The organism is Clostridium oceanicum (assembly GCF_039521385.1).
GTDB lineage: Bacteria > Bacillota > Clostridia > Clostridiales > Clostridiaceae > Clostridium_F > Clostridium_F oceanicum.
In genome coordinates this window covers 240196-260191 of sequence record NZ_BAAACG010000013.1, presented here as the reverse complement: position 1 = coordinate 260191, position 19996 = coordinate 240196, and the positions used below count along the sequence as shown (strand labels likewise).

The window sequence follows — 19996 nt, the reverse complement described above, 5'->3', positions numbered from 1 at the left end:
CACTATATATAAGATATATAGGTTTAGAATTTTTAGAATTTTCTATTCACGTTAACCTATTAACAATTATTAGAAAATACAGCTATACCGCTATAGAAATCCACATAGATATTTTATAAAACAACTCAATAACCTAATACATTCCATTTTTTACTTTAAAATGATGCTATTCTTAATAATGTTAATATATTAACATTATATTTCAAAGCAAAACCTTCTTTCTTTTCATACTCTCCTTTCAATAATTACATATAGAAAAGAGTTTTTATTAATTCTAATATTTCACTGATTTTAAAATAAAGTAAAAAATCTTATTAATTAAATTTATATATTTAAGGTAACTAATTCATTTTTAAAATTATAGTATCTTAAATAAAATCAAAACAAACCTTTAACAAAATAATTTGTTAAAGGTTTGTTTTGTATATACTTCTATAAGGTAAATTCATATAAATTATTTGATACTTTCTTTTTTATTGTTACTATATACATTTATATACATATTTTTAATTTCACTTATTAATGGATATCTTGGATTAGCACCTGTACATTGATCATCAAATGCTTGCTCTGACATAGCATCTAATGTTTCGTAAAAATCATGTTCTTTTACTCCTGCTTCTTCTATAGTTTTTGGTAAATTAACTTTATCTTTCAATTGATCTATAGCTTTTATTAAAAGTTTTACTTTTTCATCATCATCTTTTCCACCTAAATTTAAATAATCTGCAATTTTAGCATATCTACTTTTAGCACTTGGATATTTATATTGTGGAAAAGAAGCTTGCTTACTTGGATTATCAGATGAATTAAATTTTATTGTTTCATTTATTAACAAAGCATTAGCTATTCCATGAGATATATGATGAACTGCTCCTAATTTATGAGCCATTGAATGACATACTCCTAAAAAAGCATTAGCAAAAGCTAGTCCTGCTATTGTAGATGCATTAGCCATTTTTTCTCTAGCTTCTACATCGGTTTTACCATGGTTATATACTCTTGGTAAATATTCAAATATTAATTTTATAGCTTTTAATGATAATCCTTCTGTATAATCTGAAGCCATTACAGATACATAGGATTCTATTGCATGAGTTAGTGCATCTATTCCTGTGGAAGCTGTCAATGCTTTTGGCATATTCATCATTAATTCTGGATCAATTATAGCCATATTTGGAGTTAACTCATAATCTGCAAGTGGATATTTCATACCTGTTTTTTCATCTGTTATAACAGCAAATGGTGTTACTTCTGAACCTGTTCCAGCTGAAGTTGCTACGCATACCATTGTAGCCTTATCTCCCATATGTGGAAATGTGTATATTCTCTTTCTTATATCCATAAATCTCATAGCTAAATCTTCAAATTTTAATTCTGGATGTTCATATAATACCCACATAATCTTAGCAGCATCCATAGAAGATCCTCCGCCTACAGCAATTATAACATCTGGCTCAAAGCGCTTCATTTCTTCAGCACCTTTTTTAGCAACTCTTAAAGTTGGATCTGGCTCTACATCAGAAAACAACTTACAGGATACCCCATCATTTTCTAAAACTTTAACTATTTTATCTATATATCCTAAGGATGTTAAAACTTTACCTGCAACTATAAATGCTTTTTTCTTACCTTTTAAATCCTTTAAAGCTACTGGAAGACAACCATATTTAAAATAAACTTTTTGTGGTACTTTAAACCAAAGCATATTTTCTCTCCTCTCAGCTACATTTTTAATGTTTAATAAATGTTTAGGTCCTACATTTTCTGATACTGAATTTCCTCCCCATGTTCCACAACCAAGAGTTAACCCCGGTGCTAATTTAAAATTATATATATCTCCAATTGCGCCTTGAGAACATGGCATATTAATAATCGTCCTACTAGTTTTCATTGTAGTTATAAACTTATCTATTTTATCCTTTGCTATTACTCTATCTGCAAATAGTGAAGATGTATGACCAAAACCGCCTAACTCTACAAATCTACAAGCTTTTTTAAGTGCGTCTTCAAAATTATCTGCTTTATACATTCCAAGAATTGTTGATAGCTTTTCATGAGAAAATGGTTCTTCAAGTTCTACAGATTCTACTTCTCCTATAAGAACCTTAGCACTTTCAGGAACTTTAAATCCTGCCATTTCTGCTATTTTATATGGTGATTGGCCAACTATTTTAGGATTTACTGATTTATTATTGTTAATTAATAATATTTTTCTAATCTTATCTTTTTCTTCTTTATTTAAAATATATGCCCCTCTAAGTAAAAATTCTTTTCTAACCTTATCATATATTTTACTTGATATAATAACAGATTGTTCTGTTGCACAAACCATTCCATTATCAAAAGTTTTTGACATCAACACCGAACTAACTGCCATCTTAATATTACATGTTTCATCTAAAATAGCTGGTGCATTTCCAGGTCCAACACCTATAGCTGGCTTTCCTGAAGAATATGCTGATTTAACCATTCCTGGACCACCAGTTGCTAAGACCAAATCTGATTCACTCATTATTGTTTTTGAAAGTTCAAGTGTAGGCTCATCTACCCATGCTATTATATCTTTTGGTGCACCTGCATTAACAGCAGCTTCTAACACAACTTTTGCAGCTTCAATTGTAGATTTCTTTGCTCTTGGATGAGGTGAAAATATAATTCCATTTCTAGTTTTCAAAGCTAAAAGTGCTTTATATATAGCAGTTGCAGTTGGATTTGTTGTAGGAACTATTGCTCCTATAACCCCTACCGGTTCTGCCATTTTAATTAATCCAAAAGTCTCATCTTTTTCTATAACCCCACATGTCTTTTCATTTTTATATTTATTATATATATATTCTGATGCAAAGTGATTTTTTATAACTTTGTCTTCTAAAAGTCCCATACCTGTCTCTTCTACAGCCATTTTAGCAAGGCTTATTCTCTCCTTGTTTGCCGCCATAGCTGCCTGTTTAAATATTTTATCTACCTGTTTTTCGGTGTAAGTAGAATACTCCTTTTGAGCTTTTCTTACGTCCTCTATTTTTTTCATAAGTTGATTTAGATTAGTAATTTTCATAAAACCACACCTCTCATTATTTAAAAGTTATTTAAATTGATTATTCAGGTATTTTTTATTTATATTTTTATAAACGAAATATTAATTAGTAATTTATTTCATTTATTCCAACAACATCCATGCTATACCTTTAAAATATGAGAGTCAATAAATTTCGTTATATTTTTGTCACATTTAATGAATTTTTTTAAGTTTTTATGTAGTAAACGTTTATTTATTTTCAATTTAATATTTATAATAATTAAAATTATTAATATAAATATTATATATTTATTATTAAAAATGAGAATCACATTAATCATTTTATCTTTTAAAACGTTGATATCACTTGATACAAAAGACTTTGTAAAATATTAATACATGTATATTTAATATACAGATATTTTTCACAGTAAAATCCAATTCTAAAATAGTATGAAATATTTTTAACAAACTTTTAATAGGTTTATATATATCACTTTTTAAGATAACTAATTTATTTTAAAAAATTATAATTTATTAAATAATAATAAAAAAACACTTTAAAACATAAATAGACTTTATGCTTTAAAGTGTTTAATATTTAATCATTTATTTTTACATTATATATGTTTTAAATTCTAATATTAACTATAAAACTAACCTACTATAGTTAATTCTTTGTTATATTTATTAAGTATTTCACAACCATCTTCTGTTACAAGTATTAAATCTTCTATTCTAACTCCAACTTCGCCAGGTATATATATTCCTGGTTCTACAGAGAATATCATTCCTGGTTTAATCTCATCAGTATTTACAGAAGAAACATCTCCAAAATCATGATCTTCTATACCTATTGAATGTCCAATTCTATGATTAAAATATTTTCCATATCCTTTAGACTCAATGTAATCTCTACCAGCTTTATCTATGTCACAGAATCTTACTCCTGGTTTTATTATAGCTTCTGCTCTTCTATTAGCTTCTAATACTGTGTTATATACTTCTTTTGATTTTTCTGAAACAGATTTATAAAATACAGTTCTAGTTAAATCAGAACAATAAGAATCTTTTACGCATCCTATATCTATAACAATACTGTCTCCTTCTTTAACCATTGAACCATCTAATTCATGATGTGGGTCTGCTCCATTTGCTCCATATGCTACTATTGGATCAAATGAAAAACCTTCTGCTCCTAATTCTGTATATATTTCTCCTAAGATTTTTCCCATTTCTTTTTCTGAATGTCTCTCTGGAAGTATTTTTATTAATTTTTCTACAGCTATATCATTTACTCTTGAAGATTCTCTCATTAAGTTTCTTTCTTCTTCGTCTTTTTGCATTCTAACTCTATCTACAATAATAGAAGAGTTTTCAAATTTACTTCCACCTTTTAACTCCATAAGTCTTAATAAGAAACGAGCTGGCCAGTTCTTATCAATACCCATTGGCTTGTCCTTTTCTACATATTTTGAAATTATTTCTACTGCGTCATCTGTATCACTGAACCATACTTTTTCAATTCCTAAATCTTCTTCTACTGTAAATAAGTCATTAAGGAAGAATTTGTGATTTCCATTTTCATTTAAGTAAAGTGCTAATAATCTTTCATAAGGATGAATCCATTTACCTGTTAAATAAAATATAGCAGCTGGATCAGAAATTATCATTTGAGATAAATTTCTTTTTTTCATTCCTTCTAATACTTTTTTTACTCTTTGTTCTTTCATAATATAGTTCCCCCTTGATAATATTATTTTTTATATATCAATTCTCTGCTAAAAGCAGGGAACTTTCAATCTCTTTTATTATACTACTAGGTCTTTATTATTTCTAAGAAGATTCTTTAAATCCAGTTCTTTTTGTGAATCTTTTCCATATTAATAATCCTGCAAATATTACTATTAAACCTCCACCAATCATCTGTACTTCATACCATATGTTTTCTCCTAATGATGGCATAACTGGTGCTGCTGAACAAACTATTCCTATTATACAAACTATTAATACCATATTAGCTATTGCTATAGCTTTTCCATTATTTTTTGACATTTCATAAGGTCTTTTTTCGTTAGGTCTAGTTTTTCTAAGCTTTATGTATGATTTAAATAAAAGAACATATGGGAACAATGCTGTTAATGCAGTCATTGTTACAAGCACATTATATATAGCATCAACTGATGGTAATAGTGTAGTAATTAAAAGAATTGCACTTACTATAATTGCTTGTAAATAAACAGCTTTAACTGGAATATTATGATCATTAACTTTTGTAAATGAGTCTGAAAACACTCCTTTTTTAACACTACCAAATAACATTTTTATTGGAGATGCTATGTATAATATTATTGCTCCAAATACTGATAAAGCTATTCCAAATGCTACTATTCTTATAAACCAATGTCCTATTCCTAAAGCTACTGCTACTTGATCTAATGCAACTAAAACCCCTTCAGATGCTGTTATTTGATCTGTTGGAACTATCATTGTAATAGCTATTGAACCTAAAACATAAAGTCCTGCAACTAAAGCTGCTGAAATCATTATAGCTTTAGGGAAAGTTACTTCTGGCTTGTCCATTTCAGTAACAAAATTTGCAGTAGTCTCAGCTCCTGAAAGTCCGAACATAACTGCTGATATTGCAACTAATGAATCCATATTTAATTTTGGCATTAAAGTTGATACTGTATAAGTTGAAGCTGGTTTATAACCAAAAGCTATTACTGCTATAAATGCCATAGCAATCAAAAGTATAGTAGGTACAGTAGAACCTAATGCTCCAATGTTTGTAAAGATTTTTGCAAAAGACATTCCTTTTGTACTAATTGCGGATAATACCCAAAATATTACTAAAGAACAGACAAGAACAAAAATTTTGTTTCCTGCAAGTTCTGGTTTTCCTAATACATATGCAACATTAACCATTAAAAACGTTAAAAATGATGAATACCAAAATAGTTTTGATGTCCAATTAAGCCAAGATACCATAAACCCTGATTTTTCACCATAAGCTTCTTTTACCCATTCATAAAGTCCACCATCCCTTGGATAAGTAGACGCTAATTCAGCACATATAAGTGATGCTGGAACAAAGAAAATAAATGCAAATATAAACCATGCAGGTATAGCCCCTAATCCTAATCCGAAACTAGATGCTGTTGATTTAGCTATCCATCTAATTCCAAATAATGCTGATACATTCATGAACACCAAGTCCCATAGGCCTATTTTTTTGTTCATTTTTACCCCTCCATATTTTAGAACATTTAATCAGTTCTCTTTTGTTTGTTTTCTGAAATATTTATATTTAAAATATTCCAATTATATTTTGATGTTATCATATTTTTCTAAATATGTACATATTTTTTTAAATATAACAGTAATTTTTACACTAATACTTAAATATAATTATTTAATTTAATTTTTTAACATCTTTTTCATCTTTTAATGTACTAAATGATTATTTTAAATAAACTAATTTTAATCCATACAAATATATATTTTATTAAATCCATTACATAATTAGTTGTATTTAAAGAAATTTATTCTTATACTGTAAATAGAGTACTAAATCACTTATAACTACATTAATTGATATAAATATTGAATTCAATAATTTAATGTGATATCATAATTGAAAGAAAAATCAGAAAAGCTATCACCTTGGAGGATATTATGATTAACGAAATAGCTGATAAGATTAAAGGATTACGAAAGAAAAGAGATTTAACTTTAAAAGATTTAAGCAAAAAAACTGGACTATCAATAAGTTTTTTATCACAAGTAGAAAACAACACTTCATCCTTAGCAATAACTTCTTTAAAAAAAATATCTGAAGCTTTAAATGTACCTATAACATACTTTTTTAACGATTCTAAACCTCACAAATTTTTAGTAAAAAAAGAAGAACAAAGTACATTTAAATTAGAAGGATCTGATTCTAAATTTATAAGATTAAGTGGAGATTTTGATAAAAGAACTTTAGAATCTATAGTAGTTATTATTCCTGCTAATCAAAAACATGGAGATAAATCTAGTCATCCAGGAGAAGAATTTATATATGTACTTAAAGGAACGATAATCGCTAATTTAGAGGATAAAGATTATATAATAAAATCTGGTGAATCAATCCATTTTCCTGCCTCTATACCACATATATTAATAAATCCTTTAGATATGGATGCTGAAATTCTTACAATAGTCCACCCTAGAATATTTTAAACTAAAATATAGTTTAAAACCCCAATGAAACTCTCCATTGGGGTTAAAATATTTTCTCACTTAAACATAATTGAATACATATTATAAATAATAACAATAGTAAATTTAGTACCATATAAGGAAGTGCTTTTATGAGCAATAAAGATATAATATGTATTAAGCATAAAAATCAGGAAGTTTTTAAAAATATATCTATAGAAGATAAAAGTAATACTTTTTTTAAAATAACTGGTATAGTACAAAAAAAATGTACTAACATGCCAATAAATGATGCTTGTATAAAAATCACAGATAAAAATTTAAATCCTATATGTCACTGTTTTTCTAATAAAAAAGGAAAATTTTCTTTTTGTTTTAGATTTCCAGAGTATATACGAATAATAGTAAGTAAAAAAAATTTTATAACCTATAGTACTAATATATATAATATAGATCAACTTAAAAATGATATATATATTTTTTTATCTAGAGAAGAAAAACATCTATCCAGTATATACGGAAAAATTAAAGACCAATTTAATAATCCTTGCTTAAATATTGAAATCACCTTAGAAAATAAAGATAAAGGAATTTTACATAAAACTTTTTCTAATGAAAATGGTGATTTTTTATTTGATAATATAGACCCTAATTACTACAAACTTATCTTTTGCTCTCATGAATATGAAAAAAAAGAACTATGTTTAAATATAAAAGAATCAAATTATTTATATAATCTTGGTAATATAACCTTAAATAGATTATGCTTAAAATCAACAATTCATGGCATTATTAAATCTTCATCTACTAAAATACCAATTAAAAATGCTCTAGTAATTTTAATGGATAGCTGTACAAATAAACCTATACAAACAACTCGAACTAATGATGATGGCATTTATCTTTTTTATAATGTATGCCTTGGAAGCTACTATATACTTTCTAAAGAATAAACTATTAAAATAATATTTTATAAAACCTTCTATCTTGATATATTATTTTACAAGTTTTAAAGCTAATCTATATATTTATAAAAAATATATATTATTATATAAAAAAGCATTTAATAAACTTTTATATTTATTAAATGCTTCTTTGATTTTGAAATATGAATAATTTGTATTTTATAATCTAACTTATAGATTTACTATCTGAATCTATATCTGAGAATTCTATATTAATACTTTCTATACTAGTTTCATGCATAGGATTTTCATCATAGGATCCATTATCTAATAATTTTACTGGCAATGTTATAGTAAACTCACTACCTTTTCCAATTTCACTTTTTATATCTATTTTTCCTCCATGAATTTCTACAAAGGATTTTACTAAATAAAGACCTATCCCACTACCTTCTCTATCTCTTCTAAAAGTTTTATCTACTTGTTCAAACCTTTCAAATATAGTTCTCAATTTATCTTTTGGTATTCCTATTCCTGTATCTCTAACAGATATAGAAATATAATCATCTAAATCTCTTATATTAACATATATCTTACCATTAACATTAGTAAATTTAATAGCATTAGATAATAAATTCAATACTATTCTTTCTATTTTATCTCCATCAAATGCCATAACTTTTTCTTCTATTTCCGTATCAAATATAAGCTGTAAACCCTTGCTTTCAACATAAGGAGCTATAGATAAACATAAATCTTCTGTAGCATTTACTATATCATAATTTCCTAAGTTAAGTTTAAAGAATCCTGAATCAATTTTAGTCATATCTAAAAGGTTATTTATAAGCCTCATAAGTCTATAGCAATTTTGTTTCATAACTTTTAAATAATTAGCTCTTTTTAAAACTATGTCTTCTTTTTCATTTTCATTGTATAACTTTAAAACTTGAAGAGCAGTAAATATAACATTTAGAGGTGTTTTTAATTCATGAGATATATTAGATAAGAATTCTGTAATAAGTCTATTAAATTCTCTACTTTCATCTAATAAATCTTTATTCTTTTTAACATCTTTTTCAAGCTCTACAACTTGTTTTTCAGATGTAATATCATGATAAATACTAATAACTGTAGGTTTTCCTTCATATATAAAGTACTGAGAAATATCTTCAACTATAACTATACTCCCATCTTTTCTTTTTATCCTTTGCTCTATAGTCATACTTGTTGTTTCTTTAGAGTATATTTTTTCTATCTTATCTTTTATGTATTCTTTATCTTCATCAGGAGTAAAAGTTAAAATAGTTTCATCTTTTAAATCTTCATAGTTTTCTAATCCACATAACTCTACAGCACTCTCATTCCAAAAAATTAGATTATCTTTTCTGTGAACAAAAATTGCATCTTTTGAGTTTTTTATTAACATATTATAACAATCTTCATTTTTTAAAAGCATCTTTTCTATGTATTTATGTTTTTCATTCTGTTTTATTAGCTGATCATTTAAATTTTTTAATTGTGAATCTTTTATTTTAGAAGTCTCTTTTTCTATTTTTACATAACACCCTAAAGGCCAAGCTGTTAAAATAAATACTGCAGCTAAAATCAAATCGTTTTCAAACCACAAATTTACCCCGTTTGTAACTTTATAAACCAAATCTAAAATCAATATAATGGAAGAAGAAATTATAGCTAAACTCATCCCATAGGTCATTCCAGCTTGAAGGGTTGCAGTAATAATAATAAATATAAATAATATCTTATACTGAGTTACATTACTTTTAGATACCATTATTAAACTAGTAAAAAATATTATAAAAATAAAGTTTTCTATTATACCAATTATTTTTATATATTTGGAATTAATAAGCTTTAAAGAAAGAATAGACCAACAACAATATATTAATATTATTAAAGTAAGTAATAATTTTGAAGTAGTTATATTTAAATAATTATTGCTTTGTATAGAATCATTAAAATCTCCAAATATATGTGAATAAATTACTATTGCATAAAAGAATATTGATGTTAATTTTACTGCTGATAAAATATTATATATGCTCTTTTTTCTTGTGTTATCCAAGTTATCCATATTCTCACACTCACATTCTAAAGTTGTCGCTTATTAATTTAGGATTCTTTAAAGACTCCTAAATTATTATTTTGATTATTTTTTTAAACATTTTGGCTCTAACGGTTGATACATCGCTCCCATACATGCTGAAGCTGATGTCCTAAAAGCAGTCTTTTTTAATAAACTAGCTACACTTTTTTTTACTATTTTTTTCATGATAACCTCTCCTTTTATTAATATAAGTCACATATAAATATTTTATATAAACTAGAATATATGAATTTTAACTACATATATCTTGTCTATTTTTATTAAATTTATATATAAATAGTATTACACCCATAAATATTATTAATGAAGGGTAAAACAATATAACTTTTAATAATTTATTGTTTAAAATAGCGTTTATATTGCTTTTAAAAATAGAATTTAAAATAGATAAATTTATAAATTCACCTATTGAAAGAATCATCATTACAATGATAGAATATGATATTGCTTTATTTATCTCTATTTTGTTTATTAAAACAAAAACTATTATATAAACTGTAATAGTTAAAATTGTATGAACTCCAAAATGTATAGGTAATAATCTTATTAAATACATACTAATAGAAACAATCAAACTAGATATAATATATAATTTTTTATTTTCTTTAACGCTTTTATTTAATAATAAATATATTGCTAAAATAAAAAGTAAAGCTTCTGGTATTCCTCTCAAAAAAAATTCCAATATGGAAGTACGTAGCATGTCCTATCCTTTCTTATTTCATCGTTAAATTTGTTATATTATGTAATTATTATAACACTATGACAAAATAAAAGAAACATTTTTTACTAATTTTTCCTAAAAAATATTACATATTTATATAAAATATGATTTTTTTATAAATTTAATTATATATAAATTATTATTTAAAAAATATGTAATCTTATGATGGATATACTATTTAAATGTCATTTTATAAATTATTAAATATAAACATAATAAAATTATTTATCTGAAAATATCTTCAATATATCTTTTTTTCTGTTAATTTTACTAATAAAAACCATAGTTATAAAAAATATTATTAAAGATGGATAACATAATATAGATATTAATAGTTTATCTTTTAATATTCTCATTGAAACAATGCTATCTTTAAAAAAGAAACTTAGAATATACACATTAATATATTCTAATAAAAAAGATAATATAATTATAAATACACAAGATATTATAGCTCTATTTATTTCTATCTTATTTATTGTAGCTATTAAAACTATATAAACTGAAGTAAATAAAATAGTATGTACACCAAAGTGTATAGGTAACAATCTAATTATATATATACTGAATCCTAAAATTATAGTTGATACTAGGATTTTTTTCTTATTTTCTTTTATATTTATTCCAAATAATAAATATATTGATAAAATAAGAAATAAAGCTTCTGGTATTGTTCTAAATATAACTACTGATATAGGGATTCTTAGCATTTTATACCTCTCTTTATCCTAAGATTATAATTTGTTATTTCATGTAATTATTATAACATTATTTTTACATAAAATAAATATTTTACTAAATGTTGTAAATAAATAAGAGATATTCTTTTATTTAGTATACTAATTGTGTAATAATTTTAATATTTGCTAAGAAAATAGTAAAAGCATGTAATTTTATAACAAATTAGTATATTATAAAATTACATGCTTTATCATTTAAAACTTTATTTATAAAAATTAATTATATTTTACTATATAATAATAAAATGTGGATATATATTTATTTAAATAAATGTTAAGTAAATATAATTGTAAATTTTGTTCCTTTATCTTCTTCGCTTTCAACTGTTATTATTCCATCATGAAGTTCTATTATTCTCTTTGTTATAGCAAGACCTAGTCCACTACCTTCTTTGCTACTTCTAGATTTATCTCCTCTTACAAATTCTGAAAATATAGAATCAACAAAGTCTTTTTTTATTCCAATACCATCATCTTGTATAATTAGTTTTACTACATTATCATACTCTTTTAATATAAATGTTATTTTTGTACCACTAGGATTATATTTTAAAGAGTTAACAATAAGATTTCCTAAAGCTCTTTCCATTTCCTTGTAATCAAAATTTAAATTAATTTCTTTTTCCGGAATTTGTATATCTATATCAAACCCTTTTTCTTCTATATCTCCATAGTAAAAAGCTATTATCTCTCTTAAAAAATCTGTAAAATCATGATTTTCTTTATTTAATTTATAATTAGGATTGTCTAATTTAGTAAAGCTAAATAATTCATCTACTAAATAATTTAATCTTATAGTTTTATTATAAATATAAGAAAGGTACAAACTTTTTTCTTCTTCTTTTAATTCTTTTTTATCTATAAGTGCTTTTGAATACCCCATTATAGAAGTTATTGGTGTTTTTATATCATGAGATATACTGGTAACTATTCTTTTTTTACTATTTTCGCTTTCTTCTTTTTCCTTTTCAATAAATTCTAATTCATCAACCATATAATTAAAAGAATCTTTTATCCCATTGATTTCTTTATATGTATTAAAATTAAGCCTTACAGAATAATTCCCTTTTGTCATTTCATTTATACCTTGCTGAATTTTTCTTAAAGGTTTAGATATGGCTTTTATAGATACATACGCCATTAACGTCATAACTAAAAGTATAAAAACAATGCATAATATTAAAGCTACTCTTATAAAATTTTTTATTCTTTCACCTTTGCTTTGATAATCATAATCTTCCATAAGATATTCTTTCTTAGGAATTTTAACTATGTACATATCCTTATCAGATTTTCCTCTATAAGCTTTAACATCATATTTTTCTTTTAATTGAGCATCGTTTATAATATTTTCTAAATTATTATAATCCTTAATTTCATCTTTCTTATCACCAATTACTTTATCTATTTTTTTATCTTTTATAATTTCTATCCAACCTCTATTTTTTATTACATCATTTTTATTTATGTTAGAATAATTAGATTTGAATATTTTTTCATTTTTCATCAAACCCTCAGCATCAATTGAATTAAGCTTTGGATAATACTGACTAATAACAACAAGTAAAAAGATAAATATAGATAAAAACAATACTACTATTGTCATAACATAGTTAGCTATAAAAATAGATAAAATACTTTTTTTATTATTTTTCATTTGTATCATCCTTAAGTTTATAACCTAATCCTCTTATAGTTTTTATATACCTTGGATTTTTACTATCATCTTCAACCTTATCTCTAAGTTTACTTATATGCACCATAATAGCATTATCTTCATGAAAATATGGTTCTGCCCAAACTGATTCAAAAATATTTTTTTTAGTAAAAACTTTATTAGGATTATCCATAAATAATTCTAATATTTTATATTCTGTAGAAGTTAAACTTACAGTTTCTCCATTTTTTTTCACAGTAAAATCTTCTTTATTTAAACTCAAATCCCCTATATTTATTATTTTTTTAATTTCTTCTTCTTGATTATTATCATTAAATTTATAATATCTTCTTAATTGTGCATTTACTCTAGCTAAAAGTTCTAAAGGATCAAAGGGTTTAGTTACATAATCATCTGCTCCTGTGTGTAATCCAATAACTTTTTCATGTCCTTGAACTTTAGCAGAAACTATTATTATAGGAATATTGCTTTCTTTTCTTATTTCATTTATAAGATTATATCCATCTATTTTAGGCATCATAATATCAACTATAGCTAAATCTATTTTATTATTTTTCATTGTATCTAGTGCTTCTTCACCATTAAAACATTTAAACACATTATAGTTATTCCTTAAATAGACCTCTATAAGCTCAACTATTTCCTTTTCATCATCTACTACCAAAATATTCTCTTTCATATATTTCACCTCCTGTTTACTCTAAATAATTATCTATTTTTATAAAAAATTTTAAACATATATTTAAAATTTAAGAATCTTGTAATCTCTTTAATTCAGTTACAAATTTATTCACATCTTCAATGGTTGTATCAAAAGAAGTAATCATTCTTATTATATTTTTTTCTTCATTTACTATACAAAAATATAGATTATTTCTTAGTTTATCAATCCATTCTCTAGGAAGCTTTGCAAAAATCATGTTAGCTTGAACATTTTCTATTATTTCAACCTTTTCAATAGCTCTTAAATCTGCTTCTAAAATTTTAGCCATACAATTTGATTTTTGAGCATTCTTTTTCCAAAGATTATCTTCTAAATAAGCTATAAATTGAGCTGATACATATCTCATTTTAGAAATAAGTTGCATATCTTGCTTTATAATAAATTTAAGATTTTTAGTTAAATCTCTATTAAAAGAAATTATAGCTTCTCCAAACATCATTCCATTTTTAGTACCACCGAAAGAGAGTAAGTCTACTCCAGTTTCTTTTATCATATCTTTTAAGCTAACCCCTAAACTTACAGCTGCATTACATATTCTTCCTCCATCAACATGTAATAATAATCCATTTTCATGAACAAAATTAGATAACTCCCTTACTTCTTTTAAAGAATATACAGTTCCAATTTCTGTGGCTTGAGTGATGGATACCACTTTAGGTTTAACTTCCTTCTCTGTTTCTATACTTCTAAGAAAATCTTTTAAGCTATCAATTGTAATTTTCCCATTTTCGCCTTTTACATAACTTATTTTTGATTTTGTAATTTTTTCTAAAGTTTTACATTTATTTGTCTTAGAATTATCGATACATATAACAGTTTCTGAAGGCTCTACCATACTAGAAATTCCTATAACATTAGCAGCAATGTCATTGGTAACAAAATATACATCTACATTTTTACCAAATATTTTCCTAAATTTTTCTACTGCTCTTTTAGTATATATATCATCTCCGTAAGGCACTTCATGTTTCTTATTACATTTTATTATTGCTTCTAAAATTTTAGGATGTACTGCTGAACTATTATCACTCAAGAATGTTTTCATACTTTTCCTCCCCATAAAAAACAAATATACGTTTTTTCATTTACTTTAACTATATATTACCTATCTTAAAAAGATATTATAAAATATTTAACATTTTATAATATATTGTATCAGATTTATGGCTTATAAATTTACTTTTAATAAAGAATTAAGAATTTATCCATTTACTACAACAAAAACAATAATATACACTACTATACTAAAAAATTTATAACTTTTTACACAATAAAAAAGATACCAACTTTAGGTCAGCATCTTTTTCAAAAATAAACATATTTTTATACTGTAATATCAACCATTTTATTAGATTTGATTTTGTAATCTCCTCTAGCAACGTTGATAAATAGGTATGCACCTTGATCATTAGTCTTAGTAAAAGCAACTGGATTAAGGCTATCATCTTCCTTAACTTCATAAAGGATAACATCAGCTTGTGCTATTGGTTGATTATTGTCATCTGTAATAAGACCACTTACAGTACCTCTTTCCGTAGCTGTATCTACTTGTAAATTACTTATTACATTTGCAATTTGTCCTGGTTGATCAATAACAACATTTGTAGCTGCAGGCTGATATCCTAAAGCTGTTATTCTTACTATATAATTATCTTGTTCTAACTCTCTAAATACATATTGACCATATTCATTTGTGTAAGTTAATGCATATAATGTTTCTACTTGCTGGTCATCTACTTGGTATAATTTAACTACTGCACCTTCTATTGGCTGACCTGTTGTATTATCGAATATATCTCCGGCAATTATTCCGTTAGATGCATTAGGATCTACTTCTAGTTGAAAGTTCTTTTCCACTTGTTGATTGGAAAGTAAGTTAAATTGGATTTGTTCTTGTAATTTATATCCATCAGATATAGCAAATATTCTATAGTTATTCCCTGCTGGAAATGGGCTAAATACATAACTTCCGTCCGCTGCGGTAAATGCATGGGCTAATGGTTCATAATCATTGCTCATTATTTTTACTAATGAATTTTCTATGGGATTTCCTTCTTCATCAACTACTTTACCATAAACTGTTCCACCTTCTAGATTTTCATTAGGTTGTAATTGTAAATCTAATCTTATTTCTTCTGCTAAATCTTGTATGGATTTTTCTTCTGATTGTCCTAATTTATACATATCTTGTCTTACATCTTCAACGGCCATCTATAATTCCTCCTAAATTCTTTTAAATTAATGCATTCTTATATATAATATGAAAGTTTAATATATGGTGACACAATTTTTTATAACACAATAATAGAAATTTTCATATTATAAATAGAAGAATTGAATCTTAAATTTAAAAGAAGGTGAACTAATGTTTGACCCAAGTAAATTTGTAATGATTTTAAACCAAAATCCTGATGATTTACCTTTACTTTTAGGCGGAAGTAAAAATCTTAGTGTTAATATACAAAACCAAAATTTAGAAGATAGAGCTTATAATCTTTCCTTATCTTTAACATTACCGGATGGTATAGAATTTGATTCTTCCGAAATATCACCAACTTCAAAAATTAAAAATGATAATAATGAAACTATAGTTAAATGGACAAATATAAAGGACTTAGCTCCTAATGAACTTGATTTCACCTTTTCTTTTACTGTAAAAAGTTCATTAACTTTTAGTGATGAAAGTGAAATCCCATTTGATTATGTTTTTCCTATATCATTAATTGAAGCAAGTATTGATACTATGCCAAGGGGCGATTTTGATGTTGGTAACGAAAATTATAGTAGCTCTATAAATATGATATTTAAAGCTGTAAGATTTAGCATTAATATAAATATTCCTGGTGAAGTATTAAAAGGCGCTGGCACATCTCAATCTGAACAAAATTGGACTCACCCTTATAAAACTACTGCTGTAATAGAAAACAACTCTAGAGAAGACTCACTAGTAAATATTGTTTTAACTCTACCAGATGGCATTAGATATATTGGAAATGTTATTGCAACAGGTCCTAACAGCGATGAACTTTCAACTCCATTTGTAAATCAAATTACAGACGGAGAAGGTAATCTAATTACTAGACTAACTTTTAATAATGTAACTTTATCTAATGAAAGCGAAAATACTGTTACCTTTGACACAGCTATATGGAATAAACTTCAAAACAACACCGGCGAAGTTATAAATCATGGAACTTCTCTCCAAACTAGAGGTTCTATTGAAGGTGAAGAAGAATTTATAGAAGAATTTTCTTATTCTAAAGCCCTAGATATTCAAGTTACAAAATCATCTAGTAAATCTGAAACTGATGTAAATGAAAATATACTTTTTTCTTTCACTTATGAAATTGGAGAATATTATGACTTAAATGATATTGAAATAATAGACTCTCTTCCTGATGGACTAGAATATATATCAAGTTCTCTTATACCAGATTCTGTTGAAAATGATACTGAAAATAAAATTACAAAAATAATTTATAATATTGGTAACAAAGAAGCAAATACTAAAGAAACTGTAACTATTACTACTTTAGTTAAAGACTCTTATATTTATGTAGCTGATACTCCTGTGGTAAGTGGAGATGTTTTCGTAAATCAAGTCTCTTTAGCTGCTTTTAATTTTATTTTAGGAATTAATATACAAGGCTCTGCAAGTAGAGCTCTTTATATTGAAACTCCTACTGTCACAAAAGAACTCTTAAATATATATTACAGAGATGGAACTCCTAAGCTTATAGACAGATTAGCTCCAAATGATTTAGCAGAATTCTCTTTATTCTACGATGCAGAAGATATAGAAGCTATACAAAAGGATATATTTATAGATGACTTTTTCCCATTATCTTTAGATCCTATTGATAATATCGAATACAATTATTCTGGATATACTCCTGAAGGCTTAACCCCTGAACTTATTGATCCACACGGAGTAAGTTTTCCTATGGGAGATATACCTTCAAATTCTACAACCCAAATAACTTTCAAAGTTCCTGTAGACAACTTAGGAAATTCAGGTGCTGACAATAATCTTCTTAAACTAAAAGGTATAAACACAAAGTCTTTATCCTATAGCGATAGAGACCAAATATCTTTAGAAATAGGTGAACCTAATTTTTCTATATTTAAAGATGTATCTGGTAATAATATCAACGCCATAAAAGCTGGTGAAACCTATACTTGCGTAACTATAATAACTAACACTAATGCTTTAGGAACTGAGACTGACGCCTTTGATTTTAGCCTTATTGATGAATTTGACTCTGAACATTTAATATTAAATGAAAACTCTATTTCTATAACTGGTAATGGTTCTTCATCAGATCCTATAATAACAGAAAATAGTATAGAAATCCCAATAGAAAGTCTCTATGTTGGTCAAGGAATCGTATTAAACTATCAAGTAACAGTAAAAGATAATATAGCTCCAGATACAGTAATAACTAAAAAAGCTTTTAATACAGCACCTTATTCTCAAGTATTTGACCCTAATGAAGAAAATTTCCAATATACAGATGCTATATTTGAAAATTCTGTAACAATGAAAAGTAAAAATATCTCTATTTCCAAAACAAGCGAAAGTAATAACTTAATAGTTGGTTCTCAAGTAGAATATGATATTAACGTAGTTATTCCTGAAGGCACAACTGCTTATAATTTAAAAATGGAAGATATTTTACCTGATGGTCAAGTTTATGTACAAAATACAGCAAAAAGAAATGGACTAGCAATAATTCCTACACTAGAAGATAATAAAGTAATCTTTCCTGAAGAAGCTATAGTAGATGCAACTTCTGAAGAAATAACAATTATTTATTCATTTACTGCTACCATACAAAATGCAGATAAAGCAATAGGCGCAATATCCTCTGTAGAAAGAAATAGAGCTAAAGTTTATTTTGATGATATTCTAGATGGCGGGACAACCAAAACAATTTCTAAAAATTTAAATATAACTGTTTTTCATCCTAATATGGAATTAGATTTGACAGGTAAGATTAAATCATCCTCTGATTTCTTTAAATCTACAATAATAGCTGGAAGTAATGAAGAAATTCAAGTTAAATTAGATTTTCTAAATGATAGTTCTGTGCTATTAAGAAATGGTGCAATTTCTATTCCATTAGGAGATAAATATACTCTAGTTTCAATAGATGAAAAAAGTTTAGCAACAGTTTTATATGATCCTGAAAATGATTCTCTTATAGCTGCTGTTAACACCTTAAACCCTAGTATATCAGGATTTGTAAAATTCACCTTGAAAACTGCTGAAAATTTACCTGCAGGTACTACAATTAATATACAAGCTACAGCAATTCAATATGAAAATAATTTATCTAATACAAAAGTTTATAGCGGTGAAACTTCTGCACCATTTACAGTTATGATGCCACCTAGCTTATCATTTCTTCCTAATATACTAGATAGAGTAGATGAAAATACACTATTCAAAGTTTCTCCTGCTGGGGCTAATGTAACTTTATTAGATATTCTTACAAATACTAGTAAAGGTATAGATAGCTTTTCTATATCTATACAACCTGCAGAGCTACCTTATAAACTTTATATCGATAATATAAAGGTAGCGGATGTAGAAGCTAATGAACCTTTTTCAAGTTCTCTAGATGAATTAAAAGATCTTTCTCCTTATGAAGAAAAAGATGTTAGTTTAAACGTTGATATACCACAAGATGCTGAAAAAGGAAAACTTTATAACTTTATAGTAACTATAACTTCATTAACAGATTCTTCTGTTACAAAAACTATTTTAAATATAGACCCAGATTTATAATTTAAAAAATTATTAAATTCTTTATAATAAAAAAGAGAATTACCAGATTTCTTTGGTAATTCTCTTTATTTTTAAATTTAAAAATTA

At 25.7% G+C, this 19996-nt stretch carries 14 protein-coding genes; 3 read left to right on the top strand and 11 right to left on the bottom strand.

Features of this window, described 5'->3' with window-relative positions; all coding sequences use genetic code 11:
• Positions 1-454: 454 nt before the first annotated feature.
• The 3 genes from adhE to ABDZ71_RS15145 all read right to left on the bottom strand — a co-directional run bounded on the left by adhE (position 455) and on the right by ABDZ71_RS15145 (position 6262).
• Positions 455-3058, bottom strand: a complete 2604-nt coding sequence (adhE, locus tag ABDZ71_RS15155; RefSeq protein ID WP_343762851.1) for a bifunctional acetaldehyde-CoA/alcohol dehydrogenase — start codon at positions 3056-3058, stop codon at positions 455-457.
• Positions 3059-3675: 617 nt separating this feature from the next.
• Positions 3676-4752, bottom strand: a complete 1077-nt coding sequence (locus ABDZ71_RS15150) for a M24 family metallopeptidase (RefSeq protein ID WP_343762849.1) — start codon at positions 4750-4752, stop codon at positions 3676-3678.
• A 103-nt stretch (positions 4753-4855) separates the two neighbouring features.
• The gene (locus ABDZ71_RS15145; RefSeq protein ID WP_343762847.1) at positions 4856-6262 is read right to left on the bottom strand and encodes an APC family permease; all 1407 of its coding nucleotides are present in this window, start codon (positions 6260-6262) and stop codon (positions 4856-4858) included.
• Between the two features lie 435 nt (positions 6263-6697).
• On the opposite strand from ABDZ71_RS15145, the gene ABDZ71_RS15140 reads away from it, so the two are divergent.
• A complete protein-coding gene (locus ABDZ71_RS15140; protein WP_343762845.1) occupies positions 6698-7243 on the top strand; it encodes a helix-turn-helix domain-containing protein in 546 nt (181 codons plus the stop codon).
• A gap of 131 nt (positions 7244-7374) precedes the next feature.
• Positions 7375-8175, top strand: a complete 801-nt coding sequence (locus ABDZ71_RS15135) for an MSCRAMM family protein (protein WP_343762844.1) — start codon at positions 7375-7377, stop codon at positions 8173-8175.
• Between the two features lie 178 nt (positions 8176-8353).
• Here the strand turns inward: ABDZ71_RS15135 and ABDZ71_RS15130 are convergent, their stop codons facing one another.
• From ABDZ71_RS15130 to ABDZ71_RS15095, 8 genes are all read right to left on the bottom strand, one after another.
• Positions 8354-10219, bottom strand: coding sequence for a PAS domain-containing sensor histidine kinase (locus tag ABDZ71_RS15130; protein ID WP_343762842.1), 1866 nt, complete (start codon positions 10217-10219; stop codon positions 8354-8356).
• Positions 10220-10294: 75 nt separating this feature from the next.
• A complete protein-coding gene (locus ABDZ71_RS15125; RefSeq protein WP_343762841.1) occupies positions 10295-10417 on the bottom strand; it encodes a cyclic lactone autoinducer peptide in 123 nt (40 codons plus the stop codon).
• 67 nt (positions 10418-10484) lie between these two features.
• Positions 10485-10925 carry a hypothetical protein gene (locus ABDZ71_RS15120; RefSeq protein ID WP_343762840.1) on the bottom strand — a complete coding sequence of 147 codons (441 nt, stop codon included), beginning with the start codon at positions 10923-10925 and terminating at the stop codon, positions 10485-10487.
• 272 nt (positions 10926-11197) lie between these two features.
• Positions 11198-11686, bottom strand: a complete 489-nt coding sequence (locus ABDZ71_RS15115) for a hypothetical protein (RefSeq protein WP_343762838.1) — start codon at positions 11684-11686, stop codon at positions 11198-11200.
• A 304-nt stretch (positions 11687-11990) separates the two neighbouring features.
• Positions 11991-13373 (bottom strand): HAMP domain-containing sensor histidine kinase, encoded by a 1383-nt coding sequence (locus tag ABDZ71_RS15110; RefSeq protein ID WP_343762837.1) that lies wholly within the window; start codon positions 13371-13373, stop codon positions 11991-11993.
• Positions 13363-14073 carry a response regulator transcription factor gene (locus ABDZ71_RS15105; RefSeq protein WP_343762836.1) on the bottom strand — a complete coding sequence of 237 codons (711 nt, stop codon included), beginning with the start codon at positions 14071-14073 and terminating at the stop codon, positions 13363-13365. The genes ABDZ71_RS15110 and ABDZ71_RS15105 overlap by 11 nt, the downstream gene beginning before the upstream one ends.
• 70 nt (positions 14074-14143) lie before the next feature.
• On the bottom strand, positions 14144-15163 hold the full coding sequence (locus tag ABDZ71_RS15100; protein WP_343762834.1) for a threonine aldolase family protein: 1020 nt from the start codon (positions 15161-15163) through the stop codon (positions 14144-14146).
• Positions 15164-15441: 278 nt separating this feature from the next.
• Positions 15442-16329, bottom strand: a complete 888-nt coding sequence (locus tag ABDZ71_RS15095) for an MSCRAMM family protein (RefSeq protein WP_343762832.1) — start codon at positions 16327-16329, stop codon at positions 15442-15444.
• Between the two features lie 154 nt (positions 16330-16483).
• Between ABDZ71_RS15095 and ABDZ71_RS15090 the strand changes: the two genes are divergently transcribed.
• Positions 16484-19909: a COG1361 family protein gene (locus ABDZ71_RS15090; protein WP_343762829.1), complete on the top strand. Its 3426-nt coding sequence runs from the start codon at positions 16484-16486 to the stop codon at positions 19907-19909.
• Positions 19910-19996 lie beyond the last annotated feature (87 nt).